We start from the raw sequence: 26,624 nt of genomic DNA, 5'->3' as shown, positions 1-26,624 counted from the left end.
CGACCAGGAGGAATCCGGATGGGCTCCCGATACACACCTGTGAACACAGAATCGGCACCGCTGCCCTGGACGATTCCTCGGGGGTTGATCGTTCTCCTTGCCCTGGCAGCCACCGTCGTTGCGGTTGCCGGGGCAAGGGCGCTCTCCGGCCTGCTCGCCCCACTCTTTCTGGCATTGATGCTCACCATCGCGGTGCAGCCGATTCAGACATGGGCGCAGCGCCGCGGCATTCCGGCGTGGGCGGGGATGCTCGCTGCCCTGGCAGCCGTCTACGCGATCCTGCTCGGTTTGATCGGCGCACTTCTGCTTTCGGTCGCGCAATTGGCCACAGAACTCCCGCAGTACACCGACAGCATGAACAACCTGCTCGACGGAGCTCGTGCGCAGCTGAGCAGCGCCGGCATCGACGACGATCGCATCGCCAGCACGCTGAGCAGTCTCGATCTCGGGAAGCTCGTAGGCTTCCTCGACGGGCTTCTTGCCGGACTACTCGGCGTGGTCTCGAACCTCGTCTTCATCCTGGCGCTGTTGCTCTTCATGGCGGTCGACGGCAGCACCTTCGGGCAGCGCATGCGCATCGTCGACCGGATGCGTCCTGATATCTCCTACGCCCTTTCCGCTTTCGTCGGCGGAACACGTAAGTACCTGATCGTCTCCACGGTCTTCGGTCTCATCGTGGCGGTGTTCGACGGTGCCGCGCTGTGGCTGCTGGGTGTGCCACTTCCCATCCTGTGGGCGCTGCTGTCGTTCATCACCAACTACATCCCGAATATCGGCTTTGTCATCGGACTCATACCGCCCGCGATTCTGGCGTTGCTCGACGGTGGACCGGCCCTCATGGTGTGGGTGATCGTGGTCTACAGCGCCATCAACTTCGTGATCCAGTCGATCATCCAACCGAAGTTCGTCGGCGACGCCGTCGGGTTGAGCGTGACAGTGACATTCCTGTCACTGGTGTTCTGGTCGTGGGTACTGGGGGCACTCGGAGCACTTCTGGCGGTGCCGTTGACGCTGCTGGTGAAGGCCCTGCTCATCGATATCGACCAATCCACGCGATGGGTCGACGCGCTGATCGGCGATTCGTCCGACGCCTCCGAACCCGGGTCGGACCCCGACACGTCCGACCCGGACAGATCCGAAAAGCCCGGCGCCCCCGACGATGCTGCAGAACCAGAAGCGCAACATGTCAAGGACCCGGGCTGACCGGCTTCGCCGTCACGTCGTCAAGATGTCTTGGGCGCGAGCGCCTCCGCCATCCTCTCCGCCTGAGCGTTGCTTTCGAGAAGCTGCCGGACGAGCCACAGGCTCAGTACGCGGGTGACCGCCGCCGCGAGATACACCGCCATTCCGATCAATGTGATCGTCACGAAACCGATGCTCAACAGCTGGTACGAGAGCAGGTCGCGCGAATCCGATAACGTCAGCGATGCGATGTACACGATGAAAGTGGCCACCGCACCGATGATCATCAGCGCCAAGCCGATGTACTTGCTCCTCGCCCCACCTGATCCGGCGCCGGCCGAATCAAGACCCAGCGACGAAACATCCTTCTTGAACTGTTCACGCCGTTCATCGACGAGAGTCATGGTCATCCTCCTAGATAACTGGTAGACAGTGCTTCTTCGATCTCCGCCGGATCACCGGTGCGAACCACTCGACCCTGCAGCATCAGTGCGGCACTGGTCGCGATGGGAAGCACTGCCCGCGCAAACTGCTCCGCGACGAGAATCGAAACACCCTCGGCTGCGAGCTCACCGACGATGTCGTAGATCTGCGAGACGATTCGAGGGGCAAGGCCCATCGACAGTTCGTCGAGCAGCAGCACGGTCGGGTTGGTTCCCAACGCACGCGACAAAGCGAGCATCTGCTGCTCGCCACCCGACATCGAGCCCGCAAGCTGGGTTCGCCGCTCACCCAGAATCGGAAATCGGGTGTACGCAACCTCTTCGAGATCGGGGAGCGAAACACCGGTTCCGGTAGCGATCCACAGGTTCTCCCGCACCGTCAGGTTCGGAAAGACCCCTCGCCCTTCCGGGATCGAACAGACTCCCAGGCGTGCCAATTCTGCCGCGGACGCGCCGTTGACAACGCTTCCAGCCAACCGGAACTCTCCCGAACCCACCGGATGAATTCCGGAACACACCTTCAGCGTTGTCGTCTTACCACCGCCGTTGGGCCCTAGCAGCGCGACGACAGCTCCCGGTTCCACGACTATGTCGACGCCGCGGAGAACCTCGATCGATCCGTACGCCGCTCGCACATCGACGAGTTCGAGCAACGGTTCAGTGCTCATACCGCCTCCTCCTCGGTTCCGATGTACGCGTTGATCACTGCCTGATCGTTCTTGATCTCGTCCGGGTCGCCGCTGGCCAGAATCGCGCCGTAGTCGAGCACGTGGATCGTCGAGCACAGCTTCATCACCAGAGGAATGTCGTGTTCGACAAGGCAGATCGAAAGCCCTTGCTCTGCAAGGCTGGTGAGCAGGCCGGCGAACTGCTCTGTTTCCTGCTCCGTCTGGCCGGATGCGGGCTCGTCGAGCAACAGAACCCGTGGGGATGTCATCAGCGCTCGCGCCACCTCCACCACACGAGCACGTCCGGTGGGGATGTCGGAGACGTCCTTGTCTGCAATATCGGCAAGTCCGGTGAGCTCGAGAAGCCGGTCCGTCTCGGATTCCACATCGATACGCGTCCGGGTATTGGCGTTGTGGATGTCGCCTGCCACGCGCAGGTTGTCCCGCACCGACAGCGACACGAACAGTTCGAGTCGCTGGAAGGTGCGGGCAAGGCCCTGCCTGGCGCGCTTATACGGCGGAGCCGAGGTGATGTCTCGGCCATCGAGGAACACCTTGCCGGTGGTCGGCTTCTGTAGGCCGGTGATGGTGTTGAACAACGTGGTCTTACCAGCACCGTTCGGGCCGATCAGCCCGGTGATGGTGCCGTCCGCGATTCCGATGCTCACATCCTTCACGGCCTTGTGACCGCCGAACTGAACTGTGATACCGCGTGTTTCGAGAATCGGCGTGTCAGCCATTGGTGACCAGCTCCTTGTCGCTCCGTGTGGGAGAGGCCGCCAGGTACCCGTCGATACCGAGTTCACGGTCGATCTCGTCACGCACCTGATCGCTGTAGGGAACATCGAGACCCACCCGCTCCGGGACCAGCGGAGCACGCCGCTTCGCTTCCTCGGCGCCGAGTACCGCCTCGGGCATCAGCCATTGCCCGACGACCGGGAGCATGAACACCGTCGCGATGGTGATCGATGCGAACCACCAGTTGTCCAGGGCACCCACCAACGCGAGGATGTAGGACAAGAGCACCACGGCCGCGCCGCCGATGAGCACCGGCTTGGCGTTCGCGAGGTGACGATAGCCTTCGACGACCTGGTGGACGCTGCCACTGGGGTTGGCTGCGACACCGATGCCGATCAGTGCCGGGCTCACCGCGGCGACATTGCCCAGGAAGTTCCACATGTCGGCATGTCCAGGTTGCGCCGCAGCCAGGTTCGCGAACGAGGTCATGATGACCGCGAAACCGATACCCGACATCAGACCGCCGAACAATGCACCCGAGACGTAGCCGATTCCCGCGACGACGGTGAGCATCAACAACGACAGGCTCACCATGATCGAGAAGCTTTCGTTCGACACCGATCCCATCGCGCTCGCCATGAAGAGACCGCCGAGTCCGGCGATGCCGGACGACAGCGCGAAGACGCCGAGTTTGAGCCGGACGAGGCTCTGCCCGAGCATCGCGGACGCCGCGGGGCTGTCCTTCATCGCGGCCAGACGCCGGCCGTAGCCACTGTTGCGCAGGGCGATCACACCCACGCCGAGTACGGCGAAGAGGACCGTCATGGTCATGAGGAACACGGTCTCGTTGCGCAGATCGAGTGGTCCGACCTTCAATGGCGGGATCGCGATGTTGCCGTCGGTGAAGATCGAGAACCGGACACCGAAGAGTTCACGCTGGGTGGTGTCGCGCAGCACCATGTTCGACAGGAACACACCGAATGCCATGGTCGCCAATGCCAGATACAGGCCGCGGAGCCGCAGCGCAGGCAACGCGATCAAACCACCGATCACCGCCGCCGCGGCGACGCCGAGCGCCACGCCCCACAAATTGAGGTGGGCGGCGAGTCCGGCACCCGATATACCGAAGTGGAACGCAACGATCGTGGAGATCGCGCCGAACGACACCGGCGCAAGGTTCATCTCGCCTGCGTATCCGGTAAGAAGCGTCAACGACAGCGCGATGATCGCGAATGTCATACCGATCGTCATCGTCGTCACCGCCGAAGTCACCATGAGCAAGCGGATCGCGTAGACGATGATCACCAGCGCCACTGCCCACGCCACCGCCTTCCGTACCGACGGCACGTGGTAGCGCTCGCGGGTTCGGGTGACCGCACCGCGCAGGCGATCCTGAGGCAGCACGATCAGCACCACGAACAGCGCGATCATCGGCAGCGATACACGGAAATTCGACGTCCAGTTCCAGGAGGTCGGGAAGTACGCGAGTACGTAGGTGGCCGCCAGACCCAGGAAGATCGCTCCGGCGAATGTTCGAGGAATACTGCGCAGGCGGCCGAACATCGCGGCGGCGAAAGCGTCGATGACGAGCAGCGTCAGCATGTTCGCTTCGAGAGTGCCGCCGTTGATGGGGGTGATCAGGATGCCGGCGAGTACCGCGAGAGTCGATCCCAACACCCACGACAGCGCGGCGAGGCGGTCCGGGTCGTGTCCGTTGAGCCGCAACAGATCCGGATCGTCGACGACGCCGCGCATCGCCACGCCCGTACGGGTGCGGGTGAACATGATGCGCATGCCCACTGCGATGAGAATTGCGACGGCGATGCAGATCAGTTCGTGGTAGCGGATGCCGACGCCGAGGATCTCGATTCCGCTCTGGTCACCGAAGAACATCGCCATGGTGCGCGGTTCTTCCGGATGCCAGAACCAGTGCGAGATGGAGACCATGCCGAGAAGGATCGAGACGGTGACGACGATCTTCGTCACCTCGGCCGTGTCACGCATTCCGCGCATGATGACCGTGTAGAGGAAGAGGCCCATGAGCGGGCCGAGGAGGCCGAGCACGATGAGTAGCGCCACGGGCGTGGACAGGCCCCAGCCGACTTTGAACTGCCAATAGGCGAAGGCCCCGAGCATCGCCTGCGCGCCGTGCGCGAAGTTGAAGATGCCCGATGTGTTGTAGGTGAGAACAAGGCCCGATGCTGCGATCGCATATACCGATCCGAGCACCAATCCCAGAACTGTGAAGGTCAAGAAGGTGTCCATACGAAAACCTCTGCTCGTCGGTGCCGGCGGCGCGTACGCCGCCGGCACCGGTCGTCATCGGATCAGGAAACCGGCCTGATGACGTTGGGATTCAGGTACTTCGTTGAGATGCGGTCGGGGCCGAGCTCGGTTCCCCAAGTGCTCGCGTCGGTCGCAACCAGGTAACGGTCGTCGCACTTGAACGTGCCCGCCTCCGCAGGGAATGCCTGCGAGAACTCCGCACCTGTCATCGTGGTGACCAGGCCACACTTGGCCGGCATGTTGGCACCCGGATCGGTCATCGCGTGCAGTCCGCCGCCGTCCCACTCGTGGATCTTCGACAGTTCGTCGACCATGCACTGGCGAGTCAGGTCCGAGCCGCATTCTTCCGCGGCGGTCGCCCACAGCAGGAACGACGAGGTCGCCTGCATGCCGAGCAGCGCGGTCTTACCGCCCTTCTCACTGATGATGTCGACGTAGTCCTTCACAGCAGGAACAGTGTCGGCGGACTCGATCATCTGGAAGGTCATACCGGCATTGAGGTTGTCGAGCAGACCACCGTTCGCGCCGTTCCACTCGCGAGCAGCGTCGCCGTACCAGGTGGCCTCACCCATGAGAATAGGATCGATTCCGACCTGGTCGAGAGCCTTGACGAAGTTGAACTCGGCGGGCACCGGCGACCTCGACGTCCACAGGCCCTTGACGCCGCATTCCTTGTACTTCTCGGCGAACGGGACGTAGCTGGACTCACCCTCGTAGTTGAGGGTCACGCCGCAGTCCTTCAGACGGAAGCCCGCCGCCTCCGCGATCGAGCGGATCTTGGTGGTCGAGGTGATGATCGTCGGCATCGTGGAGTTGATGACGTCGAAGTCGTTCAGCATGTCGGGGTGCATTTCGGCCATCTGGAACCACTGCGACCCGTTGGCGAAGTCCACAGGGAACGGCACACCTTGGAAGGTCATCGGCCCGTTCGCCGCATCCGGGGAGACAGTGAACGCCGGGACCGCCGCAAGGTTGCAGGCGACACGGGTCTGCTCGGACGTCTGATCCATCGCGAAACCATGCCCGACCAGCATGAACTCGGCACCGCAGGCGTTCTGCATGACGGCGTTCGCCTGAGTCATCGCGCCGTCGTAATAGGTGCCCACGATTCGCCGGCCGTTGATGCCGCCCTGCTCGTTGCACCAGTCGATCATCGCGGAAACAGCGTCGCCCATCTCCTTGTTCAGGCCCGGGCTCTTGGTGTAGCCGCTGTCGTCGCCGTAGCCGATACGGATTTCCGTGTCGGTGACGCCCTGATCGGTCGATCCGGCGGCATCTCCTGCACCACAGGGGGACTCGAGAGTTCCGAATTTCACGTCGGACGGCGCGGCGGCCGCTTCCGCGGCAGCGACAGGAGCCATGCCGGCAGCAGCCGGATCCGTCCCTCGATCCGACGCACAGGCCGAGGTCACCGCCATGGTGGCGGCCAAACCGGCCACCAGTTTGGCCGCAGTACTTCGTTTCACGATGTGGAGCTCCTTCGTCCGGGGCGCGCGCCGAGAATGGCGAGGATCGGGACCTCGCGGCGGCATGTCGGTGCGGCGAAAGTAACCAGCGTCATGCAACGGACATCCCGGACTCCCGGTGAGTGGGACTCCGAAGTGATCGTCACCACAGCCCACTCCCGGTCAGTGGTAGCGATCACGCCATACTGGACACCGAGCGTGAGATCGTCGCCCGGCAAAGTTGCTCAACCCCCACGGCGACACCAACGAAAGGCGATCGAAGTGACAGCACCAGCGGACGTCCAACAGATGCTGCAGAAGGTCGTATCCCAGCTGACAGGACCGGGCGGACGGTTCGAGATTGCTGTGGAGGAAGTTCGTGGTAATCGCATCCCGGTGATGGTCAATCGCGACCGGCGCGTCAGCGATGTGATCGCGAAGTCGAAGGAGTGGGGCGACCGCGACTACATCGTTACGGCCGATCGACGCATGACCTTTGCGCAGCACGCCGACGCGGTCGCTGCGCTGGCCACAACTCTGCGCGACGACTACGGCGTGGGCAAGGGCGATCGGGTCGCACTCCTCGGAGCCAATTCTCCCGAGTGGATCGTCGCGTTCTGGGCGGCGCAGGCCCTCGGCGCGATCTCTGTCGGACTCAACTCGTGGTGGGTGCCCGCCGAGATCGCCTACGGTGTCGACCTCGTGAAGCCGAAGGTGATCGTCGCCGACGCGAAACGCGCCGCGTTGCTCACCAAGGCGGAAGTGTCCGGGTTCGACCTGCTCTCGATGGAGGAGGATGTGCCTCGCATCGTCGCCGCGGCATCCGGCGCCGAACTGCCGGCAGCCGACGTCGCCGAAGACGATCCCGCCGTCATCCTGTTCACCAGCGGCACGAGCGGCCGGCCCAAGGGCGCCGTGCACTCCCAGCGGAATCTGCTCGCCGTCATCGACTACCACCGTTTCAACGATGCAATGATGTCGGCCATGTACGGGCGTCCGTACGACGATTCCACGCCGAGCGACCTTCGCTACCTTCTGACGTCGCCGCTGTTCCACATCGCGAGCCTCCACAATCTCGCTGTTCCCCGGCTCGCCACGGGTAGCGCTCTCGTCATGACCGAGGGCGCCTTCGACGTCGACAAGGTCTTCGCCTTGATCGAACGCGAACGCGTCACCAACTGGGGCGCCGTCCCGACCATGGCGTCACGCATGCTCGACCATGAGAACACCGACAAGTACGACCTGTCGTCACTGAGTGCATTCGCGCTGGCATCGGCGCCGTCGTCGCCTGCCTTCAAGAAGCGGTTGCAGGAGAAGTTCCCCTTCGCTCAGCAAGCACTGGTGGACAGCTACGGCCTGACCGAGTGCAGCACCGCAATTGCGGTGGCAACCGCACCCGAGATCGAAGCGTTCCCCGGCACGCTCGGCAGTCCGATCCTCACCGTGAGCATGGAGATTCGCGACCCGTTCGGAGAGAAGGTCGACGAGGGTGTCGAGGGTGAGATCTGTGTCCGTAGCCCGTTCGTGATGCTCGGCTACTGGGACAACGACGCCGCGACCGACGGTGCGATCACTTCCGATGGCTGGCTGCGGACCGGCGACTTCGGAACGCTGGAGAACGGCAGACTCCGGTTGACCGGCCGACGCTCGGATCTGATCCTGCGTGGCGGCGAGAACGTGTACCCGACCGAGATCGAGCAGGCCCTCGACGAGCATCCGGATGTCCAGGAATGCGCAGTCATCGGTGTCGACGACGACGACCTCGGGCAGGAGGTCGGTGCGGTAGTTGTACTTCACGCAGGCAGCAATGCCTCCGAAGACGATCTTCGGGACTTCCTGAAGGAACGTCTGGCCTACTTCAAGGTCCCGAAGACCTGGAGGGTCACACAAGATCTGCTGCCGCGTAACGCAACCGGAAAGATCATCCGGCGCGACCTCAGCGTCTGACACCGGTCGGGTCGCACCGCCGAACGTCTTCACAAGAGAAAAAGGCAGATACAGAACTCCGGAAGGTCTGTATCTGCCTTTTTCCGTTGCATCGGGCGGCGCTGCTATCCCAGGCCGAACAGTGCGGCGGCGTTGTCGTGGCACACCTGACGTACCCACGCGGAATCCGGCGCGAACCGCTCGATCACCTCGAGTTGGTGGAGGTAGCCGTACGGGATATTGGGGAAGTCGGTGCCGAGAAGAATCCGCGACCGCAGGGCATCGAGCCTGGGCAGTGCCGCCTCCGGAAACGGCATGTCCGCTTCCACGAAGTCCGTGAACGCCATCGTCGTGTCGAGATACACGCGCGAGTATTCGTCCGCGAGGTCGAGAAATGCCTCGTACTCCGGCATCCCCATGTGGGCGATGATCACTGCCAGGTTCGGGTATCTGCGCATCAGTTCGGCCATCGGTCCCGGTCCGGTGTGGGTACCGGGCGCCGGCCCCGACCCGCAATGCACCACGATCGGTAGCCCTTCGTCCTCGAGCAGTCCCCACACGTCCTTCAACTGCGGATCGAGTGGCGTGTAGTCGCCGACCTGGATGTGGGATTTGAACACGACCGCACCGGACGAGATCGCCTCGGCGACATAGGAGGCCGCGCCCGGTTCGGGATAGAACGTCGCGGTGTGCAGGCAGTCCGGGGTGCGGGCGGCGAAATCGGCCGACCACGAATTGAGCCACGCCGCCATCTCCGGCCGATGCGGGTAGAGCATCGACGTGAAGTACCGGACACCGAACGCGCGCAGTCGCTCGACGCGCTCCTCCTCGGTGTGCCGGTAGGTGATGGGCCAGGTCCGTCCGACGAGCGGTCCTGCCGTGTCGAAGTACTCCCAGACCTTGTCCATCACGTTCTTCGGCATGAAGTGCGTGTGGACATCGATGAGCTCATCGATGCCGTGCCGCCGACGGAACTGCGCAATTTCCTCGACTTCGTTCACTCAGCGACCGTACCGCGGTGGATGAGGCTTCCGTCCGTGCACCCGCCGCCAGCCGAAAGCACGAGTTCAGGGACGGATCCGAAGCCGGACTAGCAAAGTTTCCGGGTTAGGTTATGCTAACCGTTTTATAAGGTGTCCCAAAGGCCTTACCCAACCCTTTGTAAGCAAGCAGCAAGGAAGTTTGATGAACGCATCCCGCCTGTACCGAGGTGCCGTCCTCGGCACACTGGCTGCCTTGGCCCTGACTGCATGTTCGAGTGATCCCGCCACCGAGACCACCGACGATGCCGCAACCACCATCACGGTGGAGGACAACTTCGGCACCCAGACGGTCACTGTGCCCCCGCAGTCCGTGGTCGCTACCGACAACAGCACGTTCGAGACCCTCGACACGTGGGGCATCCCTCTCACCGCAGGCGCAGTCACCCTGATGCCGGACACGATCTCCTACACGGAGGACGAGAGCATCATCGATCTCGGCTCGCACCGGGAGCCCAACCTCGAAGCCGTTGTCGCCGTCGAACCCGACCTGATCATCAACGGCGGCCGCTACGGGCAGTACCGCGAGAAGTTCCAGGAACTCGCACCGGACGCGACCATCGTCGAGGTTGCTCCTCGCGACGATGAGGCGTTCGACACCGAGCTCAAGCGCGGCGTCACGGTCCTCGGTGAGATCTTCTCGAAGCAGGACGAGGCACAGGCACTGAGCGATGCGTTCGACGAGTCGATCGCGCGGGTCAAGGCCGCCTACTCGCCCGAGCAGAGCGTCATGGGCCTGATCGTCTCCGGCGGCGAAATCGGTTATGTCGCCCCGAGCACCGGCCGCACCATCGGTCCCATGTTCGACATCTTCGGTCTCACCGCTGCGCTCGAAGTTCCTGAAGGAACCGACGACCACCAGGGCGACGACATCTCCGTGGAGGCCATCGCCGCCTCCAACCCGGGCCTGATCATCGTCATGGATCGCGACGCCGCTGTCGCCTCGGATGAGGCCGGCTACCAGCCCGCCGCGACCGTACTCGAGAACTCTCCCGCACTGCAGAACGTGCCTGCGGTCCAGGAAGGCAACATCATCTACCTGCCCGCCGACACCTACACCAACGAGAGCATCCAGACGTACACGGAGTTCTTCAACTCGCTTGCGGACCTGCTCGAGAAGAACGCGGCACCGAGCACAGAGAACAACTGAGTCACAGCGTCGAACGCCGTGTGCCCGGCCCGCTGGCCAGGCACACGGCCGACGTGATTACAGAGCAGAGAACGACATGACCACGCAAGCTCCACTCGCCCGGACTCGGGACACGCTCTTCGACTGGAAACTCCTCCTGGGCTTCCTCGGGGTCGGCGTCCTGCTGATCGCGTCGCTGTTCACCGGTGTGTTCGACATCTTCGGCGGCGACTTCGGCTGGGAGATGTTCAGCATCACCCGGATTCCCCGCACGATAGCGCTGGTACTGGCCGGTGCGGCGATGGCGATGTCCGGCCTCGTCATGCAGCTGCTCACTCAGAACCGCTTCGTCGAACCGACCACCACCGGCACCACCGAGTGGGCGAGCCTGGGCCTGTTGATCATGCTCATCGTCTTCCCCACCGCGGGTCTCATGCCCCGGATGATCGGCGCCATCGTCGCCGCTTTCATCGGAACGATGGTCTTCTTCCTGTTCCTGCGGCGGGTGCAGTTGTCGTCGTCGCTGATCGTTCCCATCGTCGGCATCATGCTCGGCGCTGTTGTGGGTTCCATCACCACATACATCGCCCTCGCGACCGACAAACTCCAGAGCCTGGGCATCTGGTTCGCGGGGAGTTTCACGTCGATCATCAAGGGCCAGTACGAAGTTCTCTGGGTGGTCGCCGTCGTCGCGGTCCTTGTGTTCATCGTCGCCGACCGGTTCACGGTCGCCGGACTCGGCGAGGACGTGGCCACCAACGTCGGCCTGAACTACAACCGCATCATCCTTCTGGGCACCGGCCTCATCGCGGTCGCCACCGGCGTCGTCACCGTGGTGGTGGGCGCCCTCCCGTTCCTCGGGCTGATCGTCCCCAACATCGTGTCGATGTTCCGCGGCGACGACCTACGCAGCAACCTCCCGTGGGTGTGTCTGCTCGGCATCGCTATCGTGACCGTCTGCGACCTGATCGGCCGGACGATCATCATGCCGTTCGAGATCCCGGTGTCGCTGATCCTCGGCGTCGTCGGCTCCGTCGTCTTCATCGCCCTGCTTCTCCGGAGCCGTCGCAATGCCTGACACACAAGCGCCTGTCACAACAGATCGTGGTGCGGCCGTCGTGACACCGCCCACCCCGGCTGTGCAGAAACGACACACAGGTACCGGAGCCTTCTCCACCGTGCGACAACAACGTCGCTACTGGATCCTCGTGGGTGTCCTCGCCCTCCTCTCCGTCGTGATCGCCGTGGGATTGGTGGCCTGGGACAATCCGGTCCAGTTCGGGACTGCGGGTTACTGGCGGATCACCCGGATGCGCGCCACCAATCTCGTCGTGATCCTGCTCGTCGTGGTGTGCCAGGCAGTCGCGACGGTGTCGTTCCAATCCGCGACGAACAACCGCATCATCACGCCGTCGATCATGGGGTTCGAGGCACTCTACGTCGCGATTCAGACCGCTGCTGTCTTCTTCCTCGGCGCCGTCGGGGTGACGACGCTCCAGGGTGTGCCGCAGTTCGCCTTGATGCTGGTGCTCATGGTCGGCTTCGCGCTGATGCTCTACGGGTGGTTGCTGTCCGGTAAGTACGCGAACCTGCAGGTGATGTTGCTGGTCGGCATCGTGCTCGGTGGCGGACTCGGCTCCGTCGCGACGTTCATGCAGCGCATGCTCACGCCCAGCGAGTTCGATATTCTCACCGCCAAGCTGTTCGGCTCGGTGTCCAACGCGGACGCGTCCTACCTACCTCTGGCGATCCCGCTCTGCGTCGCCGCAGCGGGCACGCTGTGGTGGCGTTCTCGCAGGCTCAACATCGTCGCACTGGGCAAGGATGTGACGACCAATCTCGGCATGAACCATCGCCGCGAGATCATCCTCATCCTGTTCCTGGTGTCGGTCCTCATGGCCACCACCACGGCTCTCGTCGGCCCCCTGACCTTCCTCGGTTTCCTCGTAGCGACCCTGGCCTACCAATTCGCGAACACACACGACCACCGCTTCGTGTTCCCGGTGGCGATCCTGACCGGATTCGTCATCCTCGGTGGCGCCTACTTCGTGCTGAAGAACATCTTCTACGCCGAGGGTGCCGTGTCCATCATCATCGAGGCCGTCGGTGGTACAGCCTTCCTCTACGTGATCCTCCGGAAGGGCAGATTATGATCGAGATCAAGGGACTCCGTAAGGAGTACAGCAGCACGGTCACGATCGGCGAGATCGACCTGACCATCCCCGCAGGCGGTATCACAGCCCTCGTCGGACCGAACGGAGCGGGCAAGTCGACGATGCTGACGATCGTGGGCCGGTTGCTCGGCGCCGACGCCGGAACCATCGAGATCGCCGGCTACGACGTCTCGAGCACCAAGTCGAAGGACCTCGCGAAGATCGTCTCGGTGCTTCGCCAGGAGAACCACTTCGTGACCCGGTTGACGGTGCGGCAGCTCGTCGGTTTCGGCCGGTTCCCGCACTCGAAGGGCCGTCTCACCAGCAAGGACGAGGAGGCCATCACCCAGGCCATCGAGTTCTTCGGCCTCACCGACCTCGAGCACCGCTACCTGGATCAGCTCTCGGGCGGGCAGCGGCAGCGCGCCTACGTGGCGATGGTGCTGTGCCAGGACACCGACTACATCCTGCTGGACGAACCGCTCAACAACCTCGACATGAAGCACTCGGTCCAGATGATGCAGCATCTCCACAAGGTGGCCGTCGAACTCGGGCGCACCGTGGTCATCGTGCTCCACGACATCAACTTCGCCGGCCACTACGCCGACCGGATCTGCGCGATGAAGGACGGCAAGGTCGTGGAGTTCGGGACCCCCGACGAGATCCTGGTGGACGAGGTCCTCACCGGAGTGTTCGATACCCCCGTCACCTGCGTCGACGGGCCGAACGGCCGCCTCGCCGTCTACTACTGAGCAGAGCGTTCGCTGGACTCAGAACAGAGTCATTTCGGCATCCGCGGTGGGCGAGGCATTCTTGGGCTCGACCGCTGCGGGCGCGACCTTCGGGACCTCGATGGGGCCCGGCCGGGCGGCGGCCTCGCGTGCTGCCTCACCGGCAAGCTTGTCGGCGACCTCGTTGAAGTGATTGCCGACGTGCCCACGCACCCAGCGGAACCGCACTGGCCCCTTGCGCTCGGCGATCTCGCGGTCGATGTCGCGAACCAGATCGAGGTTCTTCACCGGGGCACCCGAGGCCGTCTTCCAGCCCTTGCGTTTCCAGCCGGGCAGCCACTCGGACGCACACTTGATGGCGTACTGGGAATCGGATTCGATGATCATCGGGTCGGAACCGGGATGTGCGCGAAGCGCTTCGAGCAGCGCCCGCAATTCCGCGATCTGATTGGTACCGGAGCGCTCACCCCCCGATGCACTGGGGCCTTCGTGATTGACCCACGCCCACCCGATGGCGCCACCGGGATTGCGCAAACAGGATCCGTCGGTGCTCACGATGATCATGTCGCGAACCATAGCCTTTCCGTCCGACACCGTCTAAACCCGAGTTTCGTTCACGGGCGTACGGTGATTCGGTGCCCACGTCCACGTTCACCACGGACACCCGTATAAGAGTGCCATGGCCCGTCGACCTCATGTCGACGCTACTGCCTCTCCAGCGTGGCGCGTGGGATCCATGTCACCGCACCGACGGCGCTGCGGTGTGGCGGGTGTCTCGGATGGAGTCAGGTCCGGTGACGTACCGCCTGACCCAGGACGGTCCGAACGGAGCACGCGCACAACTGTGGGGCCCCGGTTCGGCAGAACTGCACGAACAGCTCCACGCACTACTCGGTGCTCATGACGACCCGTCCGGCTTCGCACCCGAACATCCCGCGCTCGTCGAGGCCCACCGGCGCTTCCCTGCACTGCGGATCACACGCACCGGACGCGTCTTCGAGTCGCTCGTCCCGGCCGTCCTCGAACAACGGGTGCACGGCGTCGCGGCGTTCGCATCGTGGCGCCGCCTCGTCACCCGTTTCGGCGAACCCGCCCCGGGCCCCGCACCGACAGGTATGTGTGTTCCGCCGGGCGCCCAGGTGTGGCGGCGAATCCCGTCGTGGGAGTTCCACAAGGCGAACGTCGACCCGGCCCGGGCGCGCACGATCGTGCGGTGCGCGCAGCTCGCCGACCGTCTCGAGCGCCTGTGCGACGACCCCCCGGACGAAGCCCAGCGGAAACTGAGGACCCTGCCGGGGATCGGAGTGTGGACCGCCGCCGAGGTCGCGCAGCGCGCGTTCGGCGACGCCGACGCACTGTCGGTGGGCGACTTTCACCTGGCGAACGTCGTCGGCTGGTCGCTGCTCGGCGGACCGCTCGACGACGAAGGCATGGTCGAGTACCTCGAACCACTACGTCCTCATCGCTATCGGGCGGTGCGCTTGATCGCCGCATCCGGTGGGTATTCCCGAGTGCCGAAACGCGGGCCGCGCACGCCCATCACCGACCACCGCGGACGGTGACAGGGACGCGCCTCATGGAACTTTCGTCCCAGGCATCGCCGAACGTAGACTCCGTCGCATGCCCGCCATCGATGCCCCGACCGGTCCGGCCCGACTCGAGCATCTCCCCAGCTTCCTGCTGAGCCAAGCCGCGCTTCACATCCACCGCGTCGTGTTCGACCGCCTCGACGCCTCCGATGCTCGCGGACACCATTACCGAGTGCTCGCCGCGCTCGACGAGTACGGGCCGTCCAGCCAGGTCGATCTGGGACGCCGATGCGGTCTGGATCGCAGCGACGTGGTGTCCGTCGTCGACGCACTCGTCGATCGGCACTTCGTCGAACGCGCTCCCGACCCGAGCGACCGGCGCCGGAACATCATCAGCCTCACCCGCCGAGGACGGAACCGGCTGTTCGACCTCGAGCTCACGCTCACCGCGGTGCAGGACGTGGCGTTCGCGCCACTGGATGCGGACGAACGTGCGCAATTCACTGCGATGTTGACCAAGCTTGTGGGGCATCACTCCCGCACCGACCGGTAACGATGCGACCTCCGTGGTCGTAGGCTCGAGAGGTGCAGACAACCGGAGATCCCGGAGCACCGCCTACGAAAGGACCACGCGTGCAGGCCAAACCATGCCGAGAATCACGAGTCATCAAGACCAACAGGGTTTTTCCCAATGACGTCAACGATCACAACACGTTGTTCGGCGGGAAGCCGATGAGCGACGCGGAAGACCTCCGCAGCGCTGATCGCCGGATCGCCTTCCTGACGTTCGTCGCGATCGACGACGCCGGCCTACCCGCCCAGGTGCCACCGGTACTGCCGGAGTCCGACGAGGAGCTGCAGCTCAACAGGTTCGGCGACGAACGCGCCGAGACCCGCCGCGCGCACCGTCAGCAGAGTCAGAAGATGGCCGAATACCTCACCACGAGCCGCCCCTGGTAATCGATCAGTCGGCGGTGATGTCGGCAAGCAACTCGTCGACTCGACGACGTGCCCGTTCCACGACGCCGATTCCCGGCGCCACATGAACGCGTCCCGCCTCGATCGCCGCGAGAGCAGACTCCGCGACTTCGCGAGGTGTGAGGACATTGCCTCCGCCGATACTGCGCATGGATCGCTGCGCACCGCCGGTGGGTAACGAGATCGCGCCGAGCGCAGCGGAGTTCGCCCCGAGCGCAGTGTCGACGAGGCCCGGACACAGCACCGTCGCGCCCAGCCCGGGAGCGGCCTCCTTCAGCTCGATATCGAGGGTTTCGGTCAATCCGACGACCGCGTGCATCGTCACGGTGTAGGGCGTGCGCCCGGAGAGCGGAGCAAGACCACCCGACGACGCGGTGTTGAGGAAATGGCCCGTGCCCCGTTCGAGGAGCAGTGGTGCGAAAGCCGTGATTCCGTGGATCACACCGCGCACCTTGACGTCGATCATCCGCTGCCACGTCTGCGCGCTCTGCTCCCACAGTGGCGCCGCCGGGCACACTGTTCCCGCGTTGTTGCAGACGAGGTCGACGCGTCCGTACACCTCCATCGTCCGCTCGGCGAGCGCACGAACGGAGGACTCGTCAGCGACATCCGCGAGCACGGCCGTGACCTCACCGCCCATGCTCTGTAGGGAGGATTCCGCTTCCGCCAGACCGTCCGATCGAATATCGGAGATCACCACCGAGACACCTCGGGACACGAGGGCCTCCGCGAGGCCGTACCCGATCCCACTCGCCCCGCCGGTGATCACGGCGACTTGTCCTTGTTCGATGCGCATCGGGGGCTCCACCTTCTTCATCGATTTCGGCCTCGACCGGCCAGGGAAGCCGGCGACCTTGATTCATCAGCCTCCAGAAGTATAGTTCTGAATATGGAGAATGCTGTTCTTGGCCAGGTTGCACTCGTTACCGGAGCCAGCCGAGGCGTCGGAGCGGCCGCAGCCCTCGCACTGGCCGATGCCGGCTACGCGGTGGCCTGCGCCGCCCGGTCCACGCGAGACAACCCCCGCCGCACCCCCGGCACACTCGACGACATCGTCGAAACGATCCGAGCGCGAGGAGGCACAGCGATTGCCGTGCCGGTGGACCTGTCGGACCGCGAGCAGGTCGGTGCCATGGTCGAGCAGACCGTTGCCGAACTCGGGCGGCTCGATGTCCTCGTCAACAATGCAGGCGTCACGTTCGTCGGCGACATCGACATCCCGTTGCGTCGGCACGACCTCGTGATGGCGATCGACCTCGACGCCCCACTGATCGCAATCCGCCACGCCGTCCCGCACCTGCGTGCAGCCGGAGAGGGCCGCATTCTCAACGTGTCCTCACTGGCAGCCCTCAAACCGGTACCGGGACTGATGTCCTACGGGATCGCCAAGGTAGGTCTCGAGCGGATGACAGTCGATCTCGCCCGCCAGCTCGCGGCAGATAACATCGCGGCAAACTGCTTCCGCATCGACTCCCCGGTCGCATCGGAAGGCACGCTGGCCAACCTTCCGGACGTCGACCACAGCGGCTTCGCACCGAGCTCCGAAGCAGCAGAGGGCATCCTCTGGATGCTCGATCAGCCCACCGACTACTCCGGGCAACTCGAGAGCATGACCCACCTCGCTCACCGCGAGGGGATCATGCCCACGGCTGCCTCGCGACCCCTGACCCCGATCGAAATGTTCACCGGTGTCCACGACGACCAGCCGAATGTGTTCGTGGACGGGTAACTCCCCGAATCCCTACAATGACCGTGCGATAAGGGATTTCATCACTTCGTTCGCGCCGGCGTAGATCCGCTGAACCCGTGCGTCCTCGTACATCCGCGCGATCAGGTACTCGCGCATGTACCCGTAGCCGCCGTGCAACTGCACGCATCGGTCGATCACTTCGCACTGCTTGTCGGTCAGCCAGTACTTGACCATTGCGGCGTCGGACGCGTCCAGCTCTCCTCGCAGGTGCTTCTCGATGCAGTAGTCGAGGAACACGCGGCTGGTACGCGCGATGGTCTGACACTCGGCGAGTTCGAATGCGGTGTTCTGAAACTCGAACAGGCTGTGCCCGAAAGCCTCCCGCGACTTGGTGTAGCGGACGGTCTCCTCGACCGCGCGTTCCATCGCGCCCGCGGCCTGCGCGCCGATGATGAGTCGCTCCTGCACGAGCTGCGCCATGAGCTGACCGAATCCGAGACCTTCGGATTCCCCGAGCAGGTTCGATACCGGCACGCGGACGTCGACGAACGACAACTCGGAGGTGTCGGCCGCATGCTGGCCGACCTTGTCGAGCACCCGGCCCACCGAAAATCCGGGGGCGTCGCGTAGATCGACGATCAGCAACGACACGCCCTTGGCACCGGCCTTCGGATCCGTCTTGACGGCGAGGACGATCACGTCGGCCGACGAACCGTTCGTGATGAACGTCTTGCTGCCGTTGACCACGTAATGGTCGCCGTCGCGGATCGCGCTGGTCTTGATCGCCTTGAGGTCGGATCCGGCGGTCGGCTCTGTCATGCCGATCGCGCCGAGGATCTCGCCGGTGGCCATCCCCGGCAGCCACGCCCTCTTCTGTTCTTCGGTGCCGTACTCGAGGATGTAGTGCGCGACGATGCCACTGTGCACCGAAACGCCGAATGCGAGGTCGCCGGAGTAGCCCTGCGCTTCGAACACCGCGAGGTCGTGCGCGAATGTCCCTCCCCCGCCGCCATATTCCTCGGGGACCGAGCACAGCAGCAGGCCGAGCTCGCCGGCCTTCGACCACACCTCGCGATCGATACGACGCTGTGCGTCCCACTTCTCGGCGTGTCCCATGACCTCGCGTGCGAAGAAGTCGCTCGCGAGTTCGTGGACGGCGCTCACTTCGTCGTCGTACCACGCGGGCACATGCTTGTTCACCATGGACTGTTCCGATCTTTGTGGCCGAATGTCACCTTCGGTCAGTTGAAGTGACCGAAGGTGGCATTCGGCCAATCAGGCAAGGGCGGTGGACTATTACGAACGCAGCTCACGCTTGAGTAGCTTGCCGCTCTGGTTCCGCGGCAGGGTGTCGACGAATCGCACCGCCTTGGGCACCTTGAAGGGAGCGAGGTTCTGCTTGACGTGGTCGATGAGCTCACGCTCGGTGGCGGACTGCCCGTCCTTGAGCACGACGACCGCGGTGACGGCCTCGATCCATTTCTCGTCCGGGGTGCCGATCACTGCGACCTCGGCGACCGCGCTGTGCAGATAGAGTGCGTCCTCCACCTCGCGGGACGCCACCAGGATGCCCCCGGTGTTGACGACGTCCTTGATGCGGTCGACAACCGTGATGTAGCCCTCGGTGTCGCGCGTGACGAGGTCGCCCGAGCGGAACCAGCCGTCGCGGAACGCTTCCTCGGTGGCCTCCGGATTCTCCCAGTAGCCGAGACACAGCTGCGGCGACCGGTACAGCACCTCGCCGGGTTCACCGTCGGGCACATCGTTGCCGTCGGTGTCGACGACCCGGGTTTCGACGAACAGGATCGCCTTGCCGCACGACGACGGCCGCGCCTCGTGATCCTCAGGTCGCAGTACGCACGCGAGCGGACCGATCTCCGACTGCCCGAAGCAGTTGTAGAAGGCCAGGTCCGGATAACGTTCGCGTAGCCGGTTCAGCACCGTGACCGGCATGATCGACGCACCGTACTGGGCCTTGCGCAGCGACGACAGGTCGCGGGTATCCAGATCCGGGTGGTTGGCGAGCGGCACCCACACCGTCGGTGCGAGGAAGAGCGACCCGACCGACTCCTCCTCGACCATGCGCAGGATCGCCGGGATGTCGGGTGCAGGCAGCAGGCGGATCGTCGCCCCGATCGCCAGGTACGGGAGCATGAACACATGCATGGCCGCCGAGTGGTACAGCGGCATGCAGATGAGCGGGTTGTCGTCGGGTGCGAGGTCGAGCGCGACGATCGACGACGTGTACTCGAACACAAGCGCACGATGGGTCATCATGGCGCCCTTGGGCTTCGACGTGGTGCCGGATGTGTAGAGCAGCTGCACGAGATCGGTGTCGGCCACGTCCGCCGGGGCGACGGGGACATCCCCGGCGGAGGCGAGTGCGAGCAGCGAGTCGTCCGTGTCGCGCAGAGGCAGGGAGATCTGGGCGGGTACGTCCGGGAACACCTGATCGACGTTCTCCTGCAGGGCAGGGTCGACGAGTACCGCCCGCGCACCCGACTGCCCGAGCAGGTAGCTCAGTTCCTCGCCGCGCAACGCGTAGTTGATGGGTACGTGTACCAAGCCCGCGCGGGCGGCGGCGAGGTAGCCGATGACGTAGGCGTCGGAGTTGGTGCCGTATGCGGCGACGCGATCTCCCGAGCCGAGCCCGAGCGACAGGAGGTGTGCAGCAGCACGCGACACCGCATCGTCGAGTTCACGGTAAGTGACCGTGCGGTCCTCGAACCGCAGCGCGACACGATCAGGGAAGCGTCCGGCAGAGCGTCGGACGATGGCATCGACGGTGCTCGAGCGGGGATCGGGGCTCATATCGACGAGGTTATAGGACGTCCAACAATCGGTCCAGACCCAACTGTCGATCGGGGGCGGAAGTCCCTCAACGGTCCTGCCACACCGGCGCCCGCTTCTCCACGAAGGCCGTCATGCCTTCCTGTGCATCGCAGATCATCGCGTTCTGGGCCATCGTCTCGCCCATCGCCTCGTACGCCTGATCCTGAGGAAGGTCGATCTGTCGGTAGAACGCTTCCTTGCCGATCTTCAACGTCGCGGGAGAGGCGCCGACGATCTTCGAGGCCAGCTCCGTCGTCGCGGTCTCCAGCCCTTCCGGGTCGACGACGAAGTTCACCAGACCCCAGTCCGCGGCGGTGTGTGCGTCGATCGTATCGCCGGTGAGCAGCATCTGCAGTGCGCGCTTGCGTCCGATCGCGCGGCTCACCGCAACCATCGGTGTCGAGCAGAACAGACCGATCTTGACACCCGGAGTACCGAACACCGCGGTCGACGACGCCACCGCGAGATCGCAGGACGCGACCAACTGGCATCCGGCCGCGACCGCCGTGCCCTGTACCGAGGCGATCACCGGTTGCGGGACCGACTGCACCGTCTGCATCATCTCGGTGCACGTATCGAAGACGGCCCGCTCTTCCTCGAGGGTGCGACCGATCATCTCCCGCAGATTGTGTCCGGCGGAGAACACCGGCCCCTCGGCGCGGATCACGATCACCCGAACTGCGGGTTCGGCCGACAACGTCTTCAGCCCGAGCGTGACCTCGCGCATGACTGCCACCGACAGCGGATTCCGCTGCTCCGGACGGTTGAGGGTGAGCACACCGATAGCGGTCGGTTCGTCGACCGCGATCAGCACGGACGCGGGCAGGGTCTCATCGGCAGAGCGGCCGTTCGCGTGGTGATCCGTCACAGCACTTTCCTACACGACGCGAGCGGAGAAGGACCTCACATCGCACGGACCAGCTCGGCAACGCCGAGGGGCGCACGCCCCAGGAGCCCGCGTAACTGCGCACTCCCGGCAGCGAACCCGTGGCGGTCGTAGAAATCGAACATCGCTGCGAGACGCGCGCGGGCGTCACCGCTCAGCGACTGCGCGTGCCGTTCCTCCCATTCGGCGACCGAGATGCGGGTCGGATTCACCGGGCGGACGGCCTGCTCACACAGCTGCCGGACACCTATCGCTTCGGGTCCGCCGAGTTCGTAGGTGGCGCCGTGATGGACGGCAGCGCCCTCGACCAGGACGCGCGCCGCCGCTTCGGCGACATCGGCGAGCGCAACGAACGAGAACGGCGCGTCGAGGTCGTACGGCACCTCGAGGGTGTCCACCGACCCGTCGAGTACATCACCGAAGTTCTCCGCGTACACACAGGGTTGCAACACCGTCCACTGCACACCGCCGAACGTGTGCAGCATGTCCTCGCAACGCGCCTTGTCGAGATGGTGGGGCATCTCGGGTGTATACGGCCACGCAACGGAGTGGTAGACGACGTGGTCGACACCCGCCTCCACGGCAGCGACCAGAACCCGCCGCAGCAATGCCGGCTCGTCGGGGTGCACGTTGGGTGCGATGAAGTAGACGCCCCGACATCCCGACAGTGCGTCGATCAGACCGGCGCCGGTCTCGAGATCGACGGCCCGATCGCCCGTCCGCCGGGCGGTATGCACCACCCGGCGGACGGACGACCGCCCCTCGAGAGCCGACACGAGTGCGGTTCCCGTCTTCCCTGCGGCGCCGATCACTGCGAGATCGACGCCGGAGGCAGGTGCCGAAGCCACGCTCTCAGTTCCCAACGAAGTCGTACTCGGCGAACTTCGCTCCTCCGGAGAGCCTTTCGTATCCGGGGCCACGATCGAAGAACGGCTCTTCCGCGGCGCGACCCGATCGCATCCGGGCACGCAACGCTTCGGTTGCCTCGGTGTCCGCAGCCGGGCTGTCCACGGAGCCGTCTTTCAGGACGACACCGTAATCGTCGCGTGCACCCTCGACGGACACCTTGCGCCACAGGATATCCCGAACGACCTCGTCAACCGGCCGATCCAGCGGGTCACCCCAGCCGCCACCACCGGTCGTGCGGATTCGCACCACTTCGCCGGCCTTGATGGGTTCGGCGTCGGTGAGTGCCTCGAATTCGCGCTCCTCGGACGTGCCCGGATTCAGCACGACGGAGAACGAACGCCCGGCCTTACCGCCCTTGACGCCCCAGCACGCGAGGATGGAACGGTCGGCGATGGACATGAAGTGCGCGTCCTTGAGCATCCGGATGTGCTTCTCGTATCCCAGACCACCGCGATACCGTCCGGCTCCGCCGGAATCGATAGCCAAACCGAGCTTTTCGACGATGAACGGGAATCGGCTCTCGGTGAACTCCGTCGGCAGATTGCGGGAGTCGGGCACCACATGGATGGTGTCCTCGCCGTCCGCATAGTTACGTCCGCCGGAGCCGCCGCCCAGCACCTCACGCATGAGGTACGAGTGGCCTTCGAAGTCCTCGCCGTACACACCGGTGTAGCGGATCGTCTCCTGGTCGGCGGGCATGTTGCCGTCGACGGCCTTCGCGACCACACCGGCCAGCACACCGAGCAGGCGCAGGATCACGAACGTGCGGGCGTTGGTGGGCGCCGGGAAGATCGGCGTGATGAGCGTGCCCTTCTCGGGGAACTTCATCTCGATCAACGGCACGACACCCTCGTTGACGTCGAGTTCGGCCATGCGTTCCGGAGTGTCGGCCAGGTTGCGGAGGATCGGAGCGAGCCACTTGATGAGGAAGTTGCCGTCGGCGTAGTCACCGCAGTGGTTGATCGGCCCCTTCGCCTGGGGCCCGGTGCCGGTGAAGTCGAGGATCAGGCGTTCCCCACCCTCGTCTTCGGGGCCCGTCTTCGTCAGGGTGATCCGCTGGACGTGCAGCATGGGTTCGTCCACGCCGTCGTGTTCGGCGTAGTCCTCCCAGGTGTACTCACCCTTCGGGATCTTGCTGAGGATCTCGCGTCGGTAGGTCTCCGTCGTGGCATCCATCATCGCGTCGAAGCAGGACTCGACGGTCTCCACGCCATACCGCTCGAACAGTTCCGTGAGGCGCCGCGCACCCATGAGGCACGCCGAGCATTCGGCGTCGAGGTCTGCGGCCAGCGCGTCGGGTGTCCGTGAATTGCGGGTCATGATACGCAGCGCCGCCTCGTTGGGAACACCCTGGTCCCACAACTTGATCGGCGGAACCATCAGGCCCTCCTCGAAGACCGTGGTGGCACCCGACGGCATCGATCCCGGGCAGCAACCACCGATATCATCGTGGTGACCGAACGCCTGCACGAATGCCACTACCTTCGGCTCGGTTTCACCGGGGCGGGTCGCGAACACCGGCACGGTGACACACAGGTCGGGCAGGTGCCCGATGCCGCCTTCGGACAGGTAGACGTCGTTGTGGAAGAACACGTCGCCGGGTTTCATGGTGTCGAGCGGGAAGTCCCGCGCCACCGGGTGCACGAGAGCCGAATACGAACGGCCCGTGAGCTTCCGGAGATTCCGGTCGTGGATTCCCGCACGGAAGTCGTGAGCGTCTCGGATCATCGGCGATCGCGAGGTCCGCGAGATGGAGGTCTCCACTTCCATCTCGACACTTGCGAGGTAGCCGGCGACGATCTCCACGAGTACCGGATCGGGTGAGGCACCGTCGGCGTCGGTCAGCCGATAGGGTTTCGCCGCCTGCGCTGCGGCGGAATCGAGGATCGCGGTCATCGGTTCGCTCCGTTCGTGTCGGACGTCTTGGTGATGCGGATGTTTCCGAACGCATCGATGTGCGCGCGGAATCCGGGATGGACGGGAATGGTGGAGCTGAACTCCTCGATCACGGCGGGACCGTCCAACTCGTCGCCGGCACCGAGCAGGGCGCGATCGTACACGCGGGTGGTGACCCACTCGTCGAAGTACGCCTCGCGGGTGCCGGTCACAGCGACGTCGGCGCCGCGGCCCGCGGCGATCTCCTTCAGTTCCGGACGCTTGATCGGTCCGATACCGCTCACGCGGAGGTTGACCCATTCCACATGCTGATGCGGGTCGCCGCAGAAGTCGTAGCCGTAGAGTTCGCGGTGGGCCTCGTGGAATCGCGCGGCGGCCTCGTCCATCAGTTCCTGGGTGACCGGCCCGTCGCCGAGCGGAACCCGTACTTCGAAGGCCTGTCCGAGATACCGCAGATCGGCGGACCGCGCGTAACGCCGCTCGTCGGGAGCGAACCCTTCGTCGGCGAGCGCGTGCTCGGCCTCCACGGCCAGCGCGTCCAGCCCGGACTGCAGCTCCGCTACCTGCAGCCGGTCGTGCCGGCTCACGTGTGTCTGCACGTAATCGTTGCGGACGTCGACGGTGAGCAGGCCGAACGCCGAGACGTTGCCGGGGTTCGACGGCACGAGCACATCCTTGAGACCGAGGATGTCGATGAGGCGGCACGCGAGCAGCGAACCGGAGCCCCCGAAGGTGACGAGTGTGAAGTCGCGGACGTCGAGACCTCGTTTGACGGTGACCTGCCGCAACGCATTCGCCTGGTTCCACGCCGAGACTTCGAGGATGCCCGTGCCGCACGCTTCGAACTCGAGACCCAGTCGGCGGGCGAGTTCTTCGACACCCTTACGGGCGAGTTCGGTGTCGAGGGGGATCTCACCACCGAGCAGGTGCGGCGGGATGCGGCCGAGCAACACGTGGGCGTCGGTGATGGTCGGCTCGTTGCCGCCCTTGCCGTAGCACAGTGGACCGGGGTCGGCGCCGGCCGATTGCGGGCCGACACGGAGGGTGCCCTCCGGAGTCATCCACGCGATCGAGCCGCCGCCGGCTCCGACGGTGACCACATCGATCATCGGGATCTTCGACGGGTACATGCCCACTCGGCCCTCGGTGGTGAGCGCCGGTTCGCCGCCGACTACCACGGTGACGTCGGTCGAAGTACCGCCGCCGTCACACGTGAGCACCTGGTCGACCCCTGCGACACCCGCGATCAGAGCGGCACCGAGCGCACCTGCCGCAGGCCCGGACAGGACCGTCGTGATCGGCTGGTTGACAACCTCTTTCGCCGACAGCACGCCGCCGTTCGACTTCATCACGTAGAACGGGATGTCGCGCGATTCGCCCTCGAGCGAGGAGAACTCTCGCAGACGGTTCGCAATGTTGCTCACGTAGCTGCGGATGTTGGGTTTGACCGAGGCGTCGACGAGTGTCGTGATGGATCGCTCGTACTCGCGGTACTCGCGCAGCACCTCACTGGAGATACTCACGGTCGCGTCGGGGTATTCGGCGAGCAGGATGTCGCGGACACGGCGCTCGTGGTCCTGGTTCGCGTAGGAGTGCATCAGGCACACACCGATGGTGCGCACCTCGCTCTCCCGGAAGAACTTCGCTGCCGCACGGACGTCGTCCTCGTTCAGCGGGCGAATCTCTTTGCCCTCGAAGTTGAGTCGTCCACCCACCGTGCAGACCCGGTCGGCCGGGACGATGCGGTCGGGCTTGACCCAGAAGTAGGAGTTGCCGTAGCCGTCCGGAACGGACTGACGCGCGATCTCGAGGACGTGCTCGTAGCCCTCGGTGGTGATGAATCCGAGGTGTCCGACCTTGCCTTCGAGCAGTTTGTTGGTCGCAACAGTGGTGCCGTGACTGACGGCCCCGATCGCATCGCCGGTCTCGCCGAGCTTCGCGAGCACCTTCTCGACGCCGGCGAGGAAGCCCACCGCCGGGTCCGACGGGGTGGACGGGGTCTTCGTCGTGACGATCGCACCGGACTCGTCGTCCACGGCCACGATGTCGGTGAATGTTCCGCCGGTGTCGATACCGACCCGAATCTTCCTGGATCCCACACTTCCTCCTGGGTTCGTTTCGCCGGTTCCTACCTGACGCTTGGTGATATTCCACCCGCTGCGC

Annotated in this window: 24 protein-coding genes; 10 read left to right on the top strand and 14 right to left on the bottom strand. The window is 64.6% G+C overall.

Annotated elements, in window-relative coordinates; all coding sequences use genetic code 11:
• Nucleotides 1-18 precede the first annotated feature (18 nt).
• Nucleotides 19-1,203 (top strand): AI-2E family transporter, encoded by a 1,185-nt coding sequence (locus EV641_RS25245; protein ID WP_132475589.1) that lies wholly within the window; start codon nt 19-21, stop codon nt 1,201-1,203.
• A gap of 20 nt (nt 1,204-1,223) precedes the next feature.
• Here EV641_RS25245 and EV641_RS25240 read toward each other — a convergent pair whose 3' ends face one another.
• The 5 genes from EV641_RS25240 to EV641_RS25220 form a co-directional block, all read right to left on the bottom strand.
• Nucleotides 1,224-1,592: a hypothetical protein gene (locus tag EV641_RS25240; RefSeq protein ID WP_054712395.1), complete on the bottom strand. Its 369-nt coding sequence runs from the start codon at nt 1,590-1,592 to the stop codon at nt 1,224-1,226.
• Entirely contained in the window at nt 1,589-2,293 is a 705-nt protein-coding gene (locus tag EV641_RS25235) for an ABC transporter ATP-binding protein (protein WP_054712392.1), read from the bottom strand. The genes EV641_RS25240 and EV641_RS25235 overlap by 4 nt, the downstream gene beginning before the upstream one ends.
• Nucleotides 2,290-3,033 carry an ABC transporter ATP-binding protein gene (locus EV641_RS25230; RefSeq protein ID WP_054712389.1) on the bottom strand — a complete coding sequence of 248 codons (744 nt, stop codon included), beginning with the start codon at nt 3,031-3,033 and terminating at the stop codon, nt 2,290-2,292. Before EV641_RS25230 ends, EV641_RS25235 begins: the two co-directional genes overlap by 4 nt.
• Entirely contained in the window at nt 3,026-5,296 is a 2,271-nt protein-coding gene (locus EV641_RS25225) for an ABC transporter permease (protein WP_054712387.1), read from the bottom strand. Before EV641_RS25225 ends, EV641_RS25230 begins: the two co-directional genes overlap by 8 nt.
• Before the next feature lie 62 nt (nt 5,297-5,358).
• On the bottom strand, nt 5,359-6,783 hold the full coding sequence (locus EV641_RS25220) for an ABC transporter substrate-binding protein (RefSeq protein WP_132475586.1): 1,425 nt from the start codon (nt 6,781-6,783) through the stop codon (nt 5,359-5,361).
• 261 nt (nt 6,784-7,044) lie between these two features.
• Here EV641_RS25220 and EV641_RS25215 point away from each other — a divergent pair, with 261 nt between their 5' ends.
• Nucleotides 7,045-8,709, top strand: coding sequence for a class I adenylate-forming enzyme family protein (locus tag EV641_RS25215; RefSeq protein ID WP_132475583.1), 1,665 nt, complete (start codon nt 7,045-7,047; stop codon nt 8,707-8,709).
• Nucleotides 8,710-8,813: 104 nt separating this feature from the next.
• Here the strand turns inward: EV641_RS25215 and EV641_RS25210 are convergent, their stop codons facing one another.
• Complete coding sequence (locus tag EV641_RS25210) at nt 8,814-9,689, bottom strand: amidohydrolase family protein (RefSeq protein WP_054712380.1); 876 nt, start codon at nt 9,687-9,689, stop codon at nt 8,814-8,816.
• A 184-nt stretch (nt 9,690-9,873) separates the two neighbouring features.
• On the opposite strand from EV641_RS25210, the gene EV641_RS25205 reads away from it, so the two are divergent.
• The 4 genes from EV641_RS25205 (at nt 9,874) to EV641_RS25190 (ending at nt 13,762) form a co-directional block, all read left to right on the top strand.
• Nucleotides 9,874-10,878, top strand: coding sequence for an ABC transporter substrate-binding protein (locus EV641_RS25205; protein ID WP_132475580.1), 1,005 nt, complete (start codon nt 9,874-9,876; stop codon nt 10,876-10,878).
• A 76-nt stretch (nt 10,879-10,954) separates the two neighbouring features.
• Nucleotides 10,955-11,935, top strand: coding sequence for an iron chelate uptake ABC transporter family permease subunit (locus EV641_RS25200; protein WP_132475577.1), 981 nt, complete (start codon nt 10,955-10,957; stop codon nt 11,933-11,935).
• Nucleotides 11,928-13,010 (top strand): iron chelate uptake ABC transporter family permease subunit, encoded by a 1,083-nt coding sequence (locus tag EV641_RS25195; RefSeq protein WP_132475574.1) that lies wholly within the window; start codon nt 11,928-11,930, stop codon nt 13,008-13,010. Before EV641_RS25200 ends, EV641_RS25195 begins: the two co-directional genes overlap by 8 nt.
• Nucleotides 13,007-13,762, top strand: a complete 756-nt coding sequence (locus EV641_RS25190) for an ATP-binding cassette domain-containing protein (protein ID WP_132475571.1) — start codon at nt 13,007-13,009, stop codon at nt 13,760-13,762. Before EV641_RS25195 ends, EV641_RS25190 begins: the two co-directional genes overlap by 4 nt.
• A gap of 18 nt (nt 13,763-13,780) precedes the next feature.
• Here the strand turns inward: EV641_RS25190 and EV641_RS25185 are convergent, their stop codons facing one another.
• Complete coding sequence (locus EV641_RS25185; protein WP_132475568.1) at nt 13,781-14,305, bottom strand: ribonuclease H; 525 nt, start codon at nt 14,303-14,305, stop codon at nt 13,781-13,783.
• A 131-nt stretch (nt 14,306-14,436) separates the two neighbouring features.
• On the opposite strand from EV641_RS25185, the gene EV641_RS25180 reads away from it, so the two are divergent.
• The 3 genes from EV641_RS25180 (at nt 14,437) to EV641_RS25170 (ending at nt 16,230) form a co-directional block, all read left to right on the top strand.
• The gene (locus EV641_RS25180) at nt 14,437-15,303 is read left to right on the top strand and encodes a DNA-3-methyladenine glycosylase 2 family protein (protein ID WP_241997466.1); all 867 of its coding nucleotides are present in this window, start codon (nt 14,437-14,439) and stop codon (nt 15,301-15,303) included.
• Nucleotides 15,304-15,361: 58 nt separating this feature from the next.
• On the top strand, nt 15,362-15,823 hold the full coding sequence (locus tag EV641_RS25175) for a MarR family winged helix-turn-helix transcriptional regulator (protein WP_054720420.1): 462 nt from the start codon (nt 15,362-15,364) through the stop codon (nt 15,821-15,823).
• 80 nt (nt 15,824-15,903) lie between these two features.
• Nucleotides 15,904-16,230: a hypothetical protein gene (locus tag EV641_RS25170; protein WP_132475562.1), complete on the top strand. Its 327-nt coding sequence runs from the start codon at nt 15,904-15,906 to the stop codon at nt 16,228-16,230.
• A 4-nt stretch (nt 16,231-16,234) separates the two neighbouring features.
• On the opposite strand, the gene EV641_RS25165 is transcribed toward EV641_RS25170, so the two are convergent.
• Nucleotides 16,235-17,044, bottom strand: a complete 810-nt coding sequence (locus EV641_RS25165; RefSeq protein WP_054720422.1) for an SDR family NAD(P)-dependent oxidoreductase — start codon at nt 17,042-17,044, stop codon at nt 16,235-16,237.
• A gap of 93 nt (nt 17,045-17,137) precedes the next feature.
• Between EV641_RS25165 and EV641_RS25160 the strand changes: the two genes are divergently transcribed.
• A complete protein-coding gene (locus tag EV641_RS25160; protein ID WP_132475559.1) occupies nt 17,138-17,977 on the top strand; it encodes an SDR family NAD(P)-dependent oxidoreductase in 840 nt (279 codons plus the stop codon).
• 12 nt (nt 17,978-17,989) lie between these two features.
• Here EV641_RS25160 and EV641_RS25155 read toward each other — a convergent pair whose 3' ends face one another.
• From EV641_RS25155 to EV641_RS25130, 6 genes are all read right to left on the bottom strand, one after another.
• The gene (locus tag EV641_RS25155) at nt 17,990-19,141 is read right to left on the bottom strand and encodes an acyl-CoA dehydrogenase family protein (RefSeq protein WP_132475556.1); all 1,152 of its coding nucleotides are present in this window, start codon (nt 19,139-19,141) and stop codon (nt 17,990-17,992) included.
• Between the two features lie 93 nt (nt 19,142-19,234).
• A complete protein-coding gene (locus EV641_RS25150) occupies nt 19,235-20,749 on the bottom strand; it encodes an acyl-CoA synthetase (RefSeq protein WP_132475553.1) in 1,515 nt (504 codons plus the stop codon).
• Nucleotides 20,750-20,816: 67 nt separating this feature from the next.
• Entirely contained in the window at nt 20,817-21,596 is a 780-nt protein-coding gene (locus tag EV641_RS25145; RefSeq protein ID WP_241997465.1) for an enoyl-CoA hydratase, read from the bottom strand.
• Between the two features lie 77 nt (nt 21,597-21,673).
• A complete protein-coding gene (locus EV641_RS25140) occupies nt 21,674-22,504 on the bottom strand; it encodes an NmrA family NAD(P)-binding protein (protein WP_132475547.1) in 831 nt (276 codons plus the stop codon).
• Between the two features lie 4 nt (nt 22,505-22,508).
• Complete coding sequence (locus EV641_RS25135; protein ID WP_054713500.1) at nt 22,509-24,461, bottom strand: hydantoinase B/oxoprolinase family protein; 1,953 nt, start codon at nt 24,459-24,461, stop codon at nt 22,509-22,511.
• Entirely contained in the window at nt 24,458-26,560 is a 2,103-nt protein-coding gene (locus EV641_RS25130) for a hydantoinase/oxoprolinase family protein (RefSeq protein ID WP_132475544.1), read from the bottom strand. The genes EV641_RS25135 and EV641_RS25130 overlap by 4 nt, the downstream gene beginning before the upstream one ends.
• Between the last annotated feature and the right edge of the window lie 64 nt (nt 26,561-26,624).

The organism is Rhodococcus sp. SMB37 (assembly GCF_004345605.1).
Classification (GTDB): domain Bacteria; phylum Actinomycetota; class Actinomycetes; order Mycobacteriales; family Mycobacteriaceae; genus Rhodococcus.
This window is presented reverse-complemented; position numbering and strand designations above follow the sequence as displayed.